This window comes from Cysteiniphilum sp. JM-1 (assembly GCF_008711525.1).
Lineage (GTDB): Bacteria > Pseudomonadota > Gammaproteobacteria > Francisellales > Francisellaceae > Caedibacter.
In genome coordinates this window covers 1-12,104 of record NZ_VXKS01000018.1, presented here as the reverse complement: position 1 = coordinate 12,104, position 12,104 = coordinate 1, and the positions used below count along the sequence as shown (strand labels likewise).

12 protein-coding genes and 1 rRNA gene are annotated in these 12,104 nt (G+C 39.4%); 12 read left to right on the top strand and 1 reads right to left on the bottom strand.

The genetic code is table 11. The features are described 5' to 3' along the window. The first annotated feature begins 8 nt into the window (after window positions 1–8). The 11 genes from F3D68_RS08435 (at window position 9) to F3D68_RS08385 (ending at window position 10,113) form a co-directional block, all read left to right on the top strand. Window positions 9–1,259 (top strand): TrbI/VirB10 family protein, encoded by a 1,251-nt coding sequence (locus F3D68_RS08435; protein WP_151194002.1) that lies wholly within the window; start codon window positions 9–11, stop codon window positions 1,257–1,259. Then, a complete protein-coding gene (locus F3D68_RS08430; protein ID WP_151194001.1) occupies window positions 1,259–1,642 on the top strand; it encodes a hypothetical protein in 384 nt (127 codons plus the stop codon). Before F3D68_RS08435 ends, F3D68_RS08430 begins: the two co-directional genes overlap by 1 nt. A gap of 7 nt (window positions 1,643–1,649) precedes the next feature. Further along, the gene (locus F3D68_RS08425) at window positions 1,650–2,783 is read left to right on the top strand and encodes a type IV secretion system protein (protein WP_117002867.1); all 1,134 of its coding nucleotides are present in this window, start codon (window positions 1,650–1,652) and stop codon (window positions 2,781–2,783) included. Window positions 2,784–2,790: 7 nt separating this feature from the next. Continuing rightward, window positions 2,791–3,291: a signal peptidase I gene (gene lepB, locus F3D68_RS08420; protein ID WP_151194000.1), complete on the top strand. Its 501-nt coding sequence runs from the start codon at window positions 2,791–2,793 to the stop codon at window positions 3,289–3,291. Further along, window positions 3,288–4,238, top strand: a complete 951-nt coding sequence (gene trbB / locus F3D68_RS08415) for a P-type conjugative transfer ATPase TrbB (RefSeq protein WP_151193999.1) — start codon at window positions 3,288–3,290, stop codon at window positions 4,236–4,238. Before lepB ends, trbB begins: the two co-directional genes overlap by 4 nt. A gap of 69 nt (window positions 4,239–4,307) precedes the next feature. Beyond that, a complete protein-coding gene (gene pilM, locus F3D68_RS08410; RefSeq protein WP_191092765.1) occupies window positions 4,308–5,270 on the top strand; it encodes a type IV pilus biogenesis protein PilM in 963 nt (320 codons plus the stop codon). Next, on the top strand, window positions 5,270–5,818 hold the full coding sequence (locus tag F3D68_RS08405) for a PilN domain-containing protein (RefSeq protein ID WP_151193997.1): 549 nt from the start codon (window positions 5,270–5,272) through the stop codon (window positions 5,816–5,818). Before pilM ends, F3D68_RS08405 begins: the two co-directional genes overlap by 1 nt. Beyond that, window positions 5,815–6,414: a type 4a pilus biogenesis protein PilO gene (locus F3D68_RS08400; protein ID WP_151193996.1), complete on the top strand. Its 600-nt coding sequence runs from the start codon at window positions 5,815–5,817 to the stop codon at window positions 6,412–6,414. Before F3D68_RS08405 ends, F3D68_RS08400 begins: the two co-directional genes overlap by 4 nt. After that, on the top strand, window positions 6,415–6,951 hold the full coding sequence (locus tag F3D68_RS08395) for a pilus assembly protein PilP (protein ID WP_151193995.1): 537 nt from the start codon (window positions 6,415–6,417) through the stop codon (window positions 6,949–6,951). Between the two features lies 1 nt (window position 6,952). Beyond that, window positions 6,953–8,758: a type IV pilus secretin PilQ gene (locus F3D68_RS08390; RefSeq protein ID WP_151193994.1), complete on the top strand. Its 1,806-nt coding sequence runs from the start codon at window positions 6,953–6,955 to the stop codon at window positions 8,756–8,758. A 26-nt stretch (window positions 8,759–8,784) separates the two neighbouring features. Continuing rightward, window positions 8,785–10,113: a trans-sulfuration enzyme family protein gene (locus tag F3D68_RS08385; RefSeq protein ID WP_224728273.1), complete on the top strand. Its 1,329-nt coding sequence runs from the start codon at window positions 8,785–8,787 to the stop codon at window positions 10,111–10,113. Here F3D68_RS08385 and F3D68_RS08380 read toward each other — a convergent pair. Continuing rightward, window positions 10,110–11,369, bottom strand: a complete 1,260-nt coding sequence (locus F3D68_RS08380) for an MFS transporter (RefSeq protein WP_151193993.1) — start codon at window positions 11,367–11,369, stop codon at window positions 10,110–10,112. The two genes, F3D68_RS08385 and F3D68_RS08380, sit on opposite strands and share 4 nt — an antisense overlap. A 401-nt stretch (window positions 11,370–11,770) precedes the next feature. Between F3D68_RS08380 and F3D68_RS08375 the strand changes: the two genes are divergently transcribed. Beyond that, window positions 11,771–12,104: ribosomal RNA gene (locus F3D68_RS08375) — 16S ribosomal RNA — on the top strand; the annotation flags it as partial.

Sequence of the window (12,104 nt, the reverse complement as noted above, 5' to 3'; positions counted from 1 at the left end):
GGGTTATTATGGCTAAGAAAGAACAAGATAAACTGGGATTAAGGGCGTCACCGCCAAAATCATCAGAGCTAAACAAAAAGTTAATCACTATTGTTGGTGGCGGGTTGCTTTTAATTATTATTGTGGCATTTATTTTTTCGATTAATGCACCAAAGAAAAGCTCGACTGGCATGAATAGTTCTGATCTTAGCGCCAACGCTTCAGGAGCAAGCCTCAAAGTCTCTGATGAGTTATCCAGTTATAAAGATGCACAAGCGATTCGTAAGCGTTTAGGGATGGATCAGCCTGTCAAAGTCGTGCAACAAGAAAACCCAGAACTACAGCGCATGATTAATCAACAGCGCTCGCAACTACAAGAGTTGCAAACACAAATTAATAGTTTGAAAAATCAGCCAAGATCTGTGCAAAAGCCAGCAGAACCAAGTTACTCACCTATGGATCGCGAGGCAATGAATGCGCCAATTTTCTTTGGTGGTGGTGCGCCACGTCCAATTCCTCAAGATGGACAGGATAAAGATAAAGCCAAGCAAGATGGACAGCAAGCGGCCAAAACACCTGAAGAGCAACGTGAAAACTTTATGAAAGGTGGTTTAACGGCAAAAGACATTACCAATGAAAACACCATTCAAAAGCCGATTTCAGATAATGTAATTATGGCTGGCAATTCCATTCCTGCCATTTTGCAGACGAAAATTGTATCGGATCTGCCAGGGACTATTGTCGCGCGTGTTGCGAAAGATGTTTATGATACGTTGACAGGTTCGGTACTGTTAATTCCAAGAGGAAGCTCGTTGATTGGGCAGTATAATTCAAGTACGGTTTATGGTGATACCAGTGTGCAGGTTAAGTTTATTCGTTTAATTCGCCCAGATGGTACATCCATTATCTTACCAAACCAGCAAGGTATGGATGACTCAGGCGTTTCAGGGTTGACAGATGAAGTTAATAATCACTGGGGTCAGTTGATTGGTGCTGCAGCCTTATCCACAGTCTTTAATGTGCCTGCGGTGGCAGCGCAAGTTGCAACACAATCTAATGCCACAGTCTGTGATGCTAATGGTAACTGTACTGCAAACTACGGCAATGTTGCGCAAAACTCTGTCTTGCAAAGTTTAGGACAAACAGCATCACAAGTGGGTGGTAAGATTACCGATCGTGCGATGAATTTGAAACCAACAATTACCATTAACTCCGGTAAAGAGTTCTCAGTATTAGTCACTAAAGATACTTATTTACCACCATACGGGCAGAGTGAATAATGCGTTTATTATGTATTGTGTTGATGTTGCTTGGCTTGTGTGCTCAGGTAATAGCTGATGATAGATCGTCGGATAGTAATAATAATTACAACAATCCCTATAGCTCAAATAATGACACCAATAATAATACGACAAATAATAGTACAAGTAGTAGTAATCAAGGGAATCAGCAGTTACTGCAAGAAATGAATAAAAAAACATCTAAAGGGCTTAAAGTATTTGATAAGCTGTTGCAAGATGATGGGCAATCAAAACAAGATTTCTTTGCTGATGTTGGGCAAAACCCAACGGCAGACCAGTTTGAAGGTGGTGATGGCAGTGGCGGACCAGTTGAGAATCCATTTGCAAAAATTTTAGGCAATGACGCCCAAGGTAACCAATAGGTAAGATATGGCAGATGTAACCAGTGTGTTAGGAACACAGCTACTTGATAAAATCCAGTTTGGCTTTATCGAGCAAATCAATGCGAAATTTAGTGCATTGCAAGGTTCTGCATTAGCGCTTTTGGCAATTGTTGCCAGTCTTGAGCTTGTGATCTTTGGACTTGTTTGGATTATTAAACAAGATGAAGGTGTTGGTAATCTTATTGTTAAGATTATTAAAATTGGCTTGTTTTTTACCATCGTCAAATATTTCCCTGAACTGCTGCAGATGATCTTGGCAACCTTTATAAAGGTTGGTTACATAGTGGCACCTGAGAAATCCCAAGCCTTGCTATATAGTCCAGGAAAACTGTGGGGGATCGGTTTTAAAGCGGGCGTGTCGATGCTTAAGATTTCTGTGCAATATGGGACATTTAACATGGGACTGTCCATGCTTTATCTGGTGTTGGGCATGGGGCTTTTACTTATCTTTGCTGCCATTGGTGCGCAGATTATTATTTCAGTCGTACTATTTTATTTTGTGGCAGTGTTGTCGCTTATTGTTGTGCCGCTTGGTGTATTTAAGCCAATACAGGATTTATTTTATAAGTCAATACAACACTTATTAAGAGCAGGTGTAAGACTACTTGCTGTGATATTTATTCTGGGTGTGGCATTTACGTTATTCCAAAGCTTAAAAATAACAGCGATTAGCGATTCAACAAGTCTTGAAAAACCATTGGCATTATTCTTTACCTCCTTTATTTTGTTAATTTTGATTTATACCTTGCCAAATTATCTTGCTAAAGCCGTTGGTAAGCCAGGTGGTAATATCTTCCAGAATATGTCATCCCCTGCAGCGGCGCATGTTGTGGTTAATCAGCCTGCGCAATCAACTTCCGTATCCGTCTCATCGGTTGGAGCGGCTTCTTCGATGCATGGTGTTGCCGGATCGAGTACGGCAATGGGTGGATCCGTCCAATCAGGTGCCACAGTTGTTACTGGCGGAGGCTCAGTAGGTGGAGGAAGTACGAATGTCAATGTCTCAACAACGGTGCAAGGTGGTGCCATGGCTGGTAAGAAACAAGATAAGGTTTCTGATGCCTCCAATGTTAATAAGAGTATTTCTGATAGCACCATTCGCAAAATAAAAGAAGATTGATAACACTGTGGCAAGGCTTACATTTTTATATAAGATTCTTGCTGTTTTAGCGATATTTTATGCTTTATTGTGGCTGCTAAAAGCCTTACATATTGGGTTTATTCAACAATTGACGCCAAGCATGCCCGAGGGTTGGTATTTTACCTATCCGGTATCAGGCTATCACAAAGGCGACAATGTGGTGTTTACTCCTAATGCGCAAACAGAAGATTATATTTTGGCAAGAGAATGGTTGCCTAAGGATATTCCGCTTTTAAAGAAAATAGAGGGCGTTCCAGGGGATTTCTTATGCACAAAAGCACAAAATGTCTATATTAATGAACAGTGGATTGGCAAAATCTATCAAACAGATGGTAAAGGAAACACACTGCCGGTATTTGATTTTTGTGGAAAAATACCTAAAGATAACTACTTTATGCAAGGTGTTGCAAATCCTCATTCATTCGATAGTCGCTACTATGGACTGGTTAATAAGTCACAGATTATGAGTAAGGCAGTAAAATTATGATACAAAGAGCATTGATTGAAGAGCGGCAGTTAAATATGTTAAAAACTGCCTTTGGCAAAGAGGTGATGGAATATCTTTATGATGAAAAAATCATTGAAATTATGCTAAATCCAGATGGTCGCTTGCATTATGAGCGTATCGGTGAAGGTAAAGTGGCAACGGATATTTATATTCCGGCGGAGCAAAGTGAAAATATTGTCAAGCTTGTTGCATCTTTTAAGAATCATGTTGCGAATGATGAGCATCCTGAAGTCTCAGCAGAGCTTCCCTTTCAAGGTGCGCGTTTCCAAGGTTGGCTGCCTCCGGTAGTGAATCGGGCGTGTTTTTCAATTAGAAGACGCGCCATTGCGATTTTTACTCTAGATCAATATGTCGAGCAAGGCGCTTTAACACAGGAGCAAGCGGAAGGCTTAAGACGTGCTGTTATTGAGCGCAAAAATATCGTTGTTGTTGGCGGTACAGGTTCTGGTAAAACAACTTTTTGTAATGCGTTATTAGCAGAGCTGCAAGGTAGTCAAGATCGTATTTTAGTGATTGAGGATTTGCCTGAACTTCAAGTGGAAGTTGATGATTTGGTGACGATGACAACGACAACATCAGTAACAATGCGTGACCTAGTTAAAGGTTCATTAAGGATGCGCCCAGATAGAATTGTTATCGGTGAGGTAAGAGATGGTTCAGCGCTTGATTTGTTGAAAGCCTGGAATACAGGGCATCCTGGCGGGGTGTGCACGATTCACGCCAATAGCGTTGAGTCAGCACCTTATCGTTTTGAAGACTTGATACAGGAGGCGGTGGTTACAGTACCTAGAACGCTTATTTTACAAGCACTTGATCTGATTGTATTTATTGCGCGAGATAAAACGGGTAAGCGTAAAATTACAGATCTGGTTGAATTATCAGGTTATGAAAGTGGTGAATATCTTTTAAAACCCTACAAAATATAGTATTGACGCTGTTTTTTGCTTCAAGCTTGGCTATACTGTCAGAAGTTGAAGTTAAAAGGACGAATGAGCATGCCGCTTTCTTATATGATGACACGCTTGAAAAGCAAAGGATTGGTCGCTATTGATTGGTCTGACTATTTTTTGCGTATTGTTGTTTTAAGAAAAAAAAATCAAGGTTATGAATTGATTGCAGCTGATAGTGCTGAGCTTGAGCACGGTATGATTGAAAATGGACAGATCATTGATTTTGCCGAAGTGGCTGAAAGTTTACTAGGACTTTTAAAGCGCAATAAGATTAAGCATAAACAAGCAGCCTTTGTCATCAATGGTGCAAATATTATTAGTAAGCGTTTGCGCTTTGATGAGGGGTTAACTGAGGCGCAAATTCATGATGAGATCGTAATAGACTTTAACAAGCATGTTTCCTATCCGCCGGAAGAAACTTTTTATGATTTTGAGGTGCAAAAAAAAGAAGAAAATACTAACTCTAGCAAACAAGAAGTATTGTTTATCGCGGCACATAAGGATCAAATTGGACAATATGAACAGCTTGCCAAAATATGCCGTTTACATCTCGAGGTTATCGATATTGATAACTATGTATTACAGCGTTTTGTTGAGATCTTTTATCCTGAGGAAAAACAAGACTGTTGGGCACTGATTTGCTTGAACTTTAAACGTTTTAAATTACACATTCTAGATGAAAATCAAATTTACCTTTCTGAGCAGAAAACGATTTCAGCGGGCTTAAGTGAAGCAGAGTACTTAAATGCATTAAATGCTTGGTTAATGCGCAATATGCAGATGTTTGAAGTATCTAATCGTGGTAAAAAGCCACAAAAAATTGTGTTATATGGTGATCGTGTTGAGATAGATAATATCATTGCCAACTTTAAAGAAATGATGCAATTAGATGTGATAGTATTGGATCCATTTGCACATTTAGGGAACCCACAAGTAGCAGCGAATATCAAACACAAGGCGTCATACCTATTAACTATTGCTCTGGCAACGAGACCGGAGGTGAACTGATGCATCATTTTAATCTTTTACCATGGCGTGAAATGCGTCAGAAAAAGCATTTAAAATCTTTGGCACTTGATTTTGGTTTTGTCGTGCTTATTGGTGTGATCATTACGTTTATTTGGCTTGTTATTGCATCAGAGGGTTTGTCTAACCAATACGAACGTAATGAGTATTTGCGGACACAGAATATTAATTTTTTGAAGAGCAATGCTGAGTTGGTTAAATTTGAAAAAGAAAAGCTAGAGCTCATCCGTAAAATTGAGCTGTTGAATAATTTAGAAAAAGAACGGCAAAAAGTGTTAGGTGTATGGTTTGGGTTATCGCAAACCTTGCCAGATACTGCTTACTTAATTAGTATCGAAAAAAATAAAGACGAACTGGTGTTAGAAGGGCGTGCTGAGAATAGTAAATCAGTGGCGCAATTTATGCGTGCTTTGGAAGATTCACCTGAGTTTGATCGACCTACTTTGGCGAATATCAGTTTAATTGGCAAGCCTGGTTTTGGTGCTGAAAATGCTTTTAAAATAAGTGTTAAGCAGGAGGTGACAAAATGAAGAAAAAGCTCATTTTGTTGCTAGATAAGCTAAGCGTGCAACCTTTATGGTTGAAGTTGATTATGTTAGCGATTGTTTTGCTTTTGGTTGTGCTCTTGGGATACTCAACGGTTGTGAGTATGCGTTATCAGGAAAGAACAAATGCTTTTGCCTTAGAAGGGCAATATAAAAATGAGTTGATCAAGAATATTGCAAGAAGTAAGTCTTTACCTATTTTGCAACAACAAGTAGAGATCTTGCAAAATAAATTCAATGCATCATTGCAAGCCTTACCAACCGATAGTGAATTGCCGCAATTAATCGAGCAATTATCGGATTTGGCATTTCAAAATGGCTTACGTGTGAAAGTACTAAATCCTCAACCGCTGGATTATAAAGATAATTATGCCGTGCTTAATATTCAACTTGCGTGTGATGGAACCTTTGAGCAGCTAACGAATTTTGTTAATAAGCTTGAAACGTTGCCACGAATTATTTTGATTGAAAACTATCGTATTGTCCCTTATAACACTGTAAGTGAAAATGGCATTTTGCAGATGAGTATGAATTTACAAACCTTTAGCCTAAAAGCAAAACCGGGTAAGGAGGGTGCGTAAATGTTAGCTCGTGCTATATTCTTTACTGTTGCTTTTGGCGTAGCAAACTCAGTCTTAGCTGTGCCAAAAGATTTGACACTTTTTGTTGAGAAGGCTAATGCGCAAACCTTGGCTGATAAAATACAGCCGCTGCCAGAGCTTAAAATGGTTAAAACTCAAGCGATAAATACAAAAGGTTTGCGCAATCCATTTGACACACCAGCGAAGCTTAGAGTAAAAGAGACACCAATGCAGATGGCTGATGATAAACAATATGAGCCAGATTTAGCACGTCGCAAGACCCCGCTGGAGAAAATTCCATTAGAAAACCTTAAACTTTCCGGTGTTATCGAGCAAAGTGGACATTTTTGGGCTATTATAACCAATGTAAAAAATCAACATGCAAATACTGTTCAAGTTGGCGATTATATTGGTCGCGATTATGGACGCGTTGATAAAATTACGGCAAAGTATGTGGAGATTGATGAAAGGAAGAAAGGAAAAGAGGGGCAATGGCTCAAAGTAAATACCGTATTAAAGTTAGATCAGGCGGAGTAATATGTTATTAAAAGCAAGCGTCTTAAGGTTAACCGCATGTGTCTTAGCATGTGCGATAGCTGCACCTGTTGTGGCGGATACGTTGCATTTTGGTAAAGTTACGCTTGATTTGGATATGGCACATTACTTAGAGAATGGCGCTAAAATTTCTGCTGCAACCAAGGTCGCCTCACCTAGCAATTCATCTACAGCAGTTGCCAAAAAAGCAGTTACTGAGAAAAACGTACTAACATCAATTAAAGAAGCAGGTAAAGTTAATTTAAATAGTTCGCAAGCTTATATTGATGATATTCGCTATCAGCGTTCATTAAATAATGGCGGTGTGTTGAAGCTTCTTTGGAAAAAACAACCACAACATGTCGAGTTCTCAGAGCATAAAAACGCATTATTGATTACTTTGAAAAATACTCGCATTGCTGATTACTGGTTGCATAATATTGATACAACCGTCTTTAATACGATTGTCAACTCGATTGATTTGTCACAAGAAGGCAATAATGTTGTTATTGTCATTCATACGGCAGTGCCGTTTAACTTCACCCGTAAAACGACGGATAAAATGCTTGAAGTTGATTTAACCAATCAACAAACAGAGGTGGATGGTTTTAATGTTAATAAGAAGATATCGTTAAAGTTTCAGGACGTATCTGTGCGCGCGTTACTGCAAACTATGGCGCAGTTTGCAGGTCTTAACCTTGTCGTTAGTGAAGGGGTGGAGGGTAATGTCTCGCTTAACTTAAATCAAGTGCCATGGGAAGAGGCGCTAAATATTATCCTTGTGTCCAAGGGGCTTGGAAAGCGTTTGATGGGTAATATTTTATATATCGCGCCTAATTCAGAAATTGCAGCACAAGATCAAGAAGCAACTGCAGCGCAAAAAGCCAACCAGGCAGCAGCGCCACTTGTTACCGAGTATATTCATCTTAACTATGCTAAAGCAGAAGAAGTGATGAAGGTAATTGAGGTGGGTAAAACAGGATTTTTATCGTCTCGTGGATCTATTGCTACTGATGAGCGTACCAATACCATTGTGATTACCGATACCAAAGATTATATTAACTCCGTGCGCGCGATGATTGAAAATTTAGATGAACCGGTCGATCAAGTGCTTATTGAAGCACGTATTGTTGAAGTCTCTAGAAAGTCAGCATTTGACTTAGGGCTTGGTTATACTGCAGACAATAAAAAAGGCAGTACGATTAGTATTTTGCCGAATTACTTAAAGCCATCTGATGAGAAAAAAGGTTCAACCAATGCAACTTTAGCATTTAGTGGTTTATTTGGCGGGATTGATTTAAGTTTAGAGTTATCAGCACTTGAAACCGAGGGCGATGCTAAGATTGTATCCTCGCCTCATTTAGTCGTTGCTGAGAATACAGAGGCCTATATTAAGCAAGGCAAAGAAATCCCTTATAATGAGAGCAGTGCCTCAGGGGCTGCAAGTATTGCCTTTAAAGAAGCCGTGCTTGAGCTTAAAGTAAAACCTCAAGTAGCGCCAAATGGTCATGTGATCTTGGATGTTACGGTCAAAAAAGATGCGCCATCAACTGATGGTACAACAGGCTCTTCTGGCGAGCCCGCGCTTGATAAGCGTGAAATCGAGACAAAACTTATGGTTAAGAATGGTCAGACTGTCGTCTTGGGTGGTATTTACGAGAAGACAGTTGCACACTCAAAAAGCAAAGTCCCTTTCTTAGGTGATATTCCATTACTTGGTTGGCTATTTAGTAGTGTTAGTAATAGCTCTGAAAACAAAGAATTGTTGATTTTTATTACACCTAAAATTATTAAGCAGGAGACGCTTTAATAATCAATATATAAGGAGATCAGTTTGTGGATAGGGATAAAATAGCCGCGCTTATCAACGCACGAGAGAAAGCCTATAAAACAATTTCAACCAAGTCATTTGATACGATTGCTACGCATGGTATCTATGATTTACATGAAGCGATGTTAAATCAAGGATCAATTATTGAGCCGGTTTATATGACCACAGCGCAGGCATTTTCCAGTGCTGACGAGTTACAAAAAGCGCTAGCCTATGAAATTCCAAGTTGGGCATATTCACGCATTCATAACCCAAGTGTTTATTATTTAGAATCAACGCTTGCTTTATTAGAGTCTTATCAAACATCACAAGAGGCTTCTTGTTGTGTGATGAGCTCAGGGATGGCAGCTATTACGGCAGTGGCGGATGCATTGCTGGCAAATGCAAAAAACGCCAATTTTGTTGCATGCTCCCAAGTATATGGTGGAACATTTCAACAATTTAGCGTACGTCAGCTTGAAAAGGGGCGCGAGGTTCGTTGGGTGGCAGCATCTTCGGCTCTTGATATATGGCAGGCGGCAATTGATGAGCAAACACGGTTTATCTATATTGAAATTCCCTCAAATCCTAGCTTAACCATTTGCGATATTAAATCTTTAGCCAATCTTGCCCAAAGTCATGATATTCCATTAATTGTTGATGCAACTTTGGCAACACCTGCCTTATTAAGACCCTTACAATATGGCGCTGATATTGTCATTCATTCGCTGTCAAAAATTATAAGTGCTTCTGGAATGGTGATAGGAGGTGCAGTTATTAGTCGAGCGAATATGCGCGGAGCTTATTTGCTTGATGAGATGAGAGAAGACTTTGCATCATATCTTAAGCTATTACCAAATCGTGATAATGGTGCGTGTTTATCAGCAATGAGTTCGTTTCTTACTTTGTCTGAACTGCGCACTTTGCGTATGCGTGTAGATCAGTTGTCGCAAACAGCACTTACGGTGGCAAATTTCTTAAATGATCACAAGATGGTTGAAAAGGTGATTTATCCAGGCCTTAAAAATCATCCGCAGCATGATTTGGCGCGGTCTTATTTTGCTTTGGTGGATTCAGATAAGCATGTAAATCGCTATGGGCACTTATTATCCTTTTTAGTCAAAGGTGATTTGGAGAAAACTAAATCAGTATTAAGTCGCTTACAAATGATTTTTAGAGCAACGGACTTAGGACGCATTAAATCAGTGGCAACGATTCCTGCGATATCAACACATCAACAGCAAGGAGAGTCTGGGCGTGATATTGCTCATATTCCAGTAAACCTTATTCGCTTAAGTGTGGGGGGAGAGCATCCACAGGATATTATTGATGATCTTGCACAAGCGCTTAGTTAATTAACGCTCACTGGATAACTTAATTGCTTTTTCAAATGTTTAATGCGTCCAATGAGCAATAGTCCAATACCGCCAAGAAAGAGTAATCCCATAATGAGAATGCTTAAACCGTATACTGGATGAATGTGTACAAGTGATAGTGCTACAAGAGGGGCGGCACCACTAATGCCATTGCCAATGCTATAGGAAAGTGCGCACCCTGTTGTTTGCCATTGGCTATCAAATGCTTCAGCAAACAATGGTGAGATAGCACCTTGAATGGCTGCCATCAGCAGAGTCAAGATGGTGATTGCCAAAAACACCCATGTTGGAGACTTTGTTTGAATCAAATAAATTATTGGAATGGTCAAAAGGAAAAACAAAATTGCAGCGATATAAAAAAGCCGCTTAGCGCCAATTTTATCGGCATGCTGCCCAAAGATAGGATAAAAAATGCAAGCTAATACTAAAGTAAGGCTATTAATTAAAAAGGCAGTCTGTTCAGAGATATTAAGCTCAGTAATTTGATAATTCACTAAGTAGGTAAAGACAATATAATATAGTGATGCCGCCATAGTTGTTAAAAGACTGACAGCAATCAGGGCTTTGTATTGACTGGCAAGCCAGATAAAAATATTTTGTCGTGTGCTTTTATTCTTATTAATACTGGGGTAGCTTTCATTGCGATTAAGATAAAGATAAATAAGAAATAAAATGCCACTTAATGCAAAAGGAATACGCCAAATCCACTGTGTATCATGATGTGAAAAAATGCTAGAGGCAAAAAAACCAACAATAGAGGCAAGAAGAAAGCCTAATGATGAGATCGAGAACACCATGCCAACTGCAAAGCCCTTATCACTGTGATGATCTTTTACAGATAGTGAGATAAGACCGGGGAATTGTCCGCCAACGGATAAACCTTGGATGATACGCAAGATAATTAATAATATCGGCGCCCAAACGCCAATCATTTGATAATCAGGCAATAGCGCAACTAGAAAGGTTGAAATACCCATCGCAATAACACAGAAATTAATCATGATCTTGGGGTGATAATAATCACTTAGCCAGCCAATCAAAAATCCACCTAGGGGGCGAACGAGAGAACCCAGAAAAAATGTGGTAAACGTTAATAGCAAGTTGACATAAGGATCATGACTTGGAAAGAAATCTTTTGCTATATAAACAGCAAAGTAGATATATAAAGAGAAATCATACCACTCGATAATGTTGCCAAAGGAAAGACGGGCGAAGCTAATAAGTGATTTTTTCATCGTGAAATTTAAGGTTTTTGCTATCCAGTTCTTTTCAAGGGTGTCATAGATTGAGAGTAAAACCAAGGTAATATTAGGAATAAATCTATATAAGATATACTAAAGGTTCTTTTGCATGGTCGCAAATCAATCAATTTGACGGGTTTTTAGAACGTGTTTCAACCAAAAATCAATAAAAAGCTGTAAAAGTTAAAAAAGATGAAAAAAGGGGTTGCGGGGTTGTGATTGGTGTGTATAATGGCACCTCGTTCTCAGCGAGAATGTTCGCAAGAATGCCTTGGTAGCAAGGTTTGAGAGATGTTTAAAGAGATATAAAATGTAGATACTTAAATACTTTGAGCAAAAATTTTTGCGGATTGTTAGTTCTTGTTTTAGGACGGGAATTGATGATCTAAGGATTTAAACTGAAGAGTTTGATCCTGGCTCAGATTGAACGCTGGTGGTATGCTTAACACATGCAAGTCGAACGGGTTCGGAAGACAGAATACAGATGACAGAGTACAGATGGTTGAATGCAGCAAGCTGCATGGATTGTTTTAAATTTAGATGTTTAAATTAATTTATCGCATAGGCGATTCGACTACTGTCTTCAGTCTTCTGTTATCTGTCTTCTGGCTAGTGGCGGACGGGTGAGTAACGCGTAGGAATCTGCCGTACAGTGGGGGACAACAGTTGGAAACGACTGCTAATACCGCATGACACCTTCGGGTCAAAGGTTGCTTAGGCAGTCGCTGT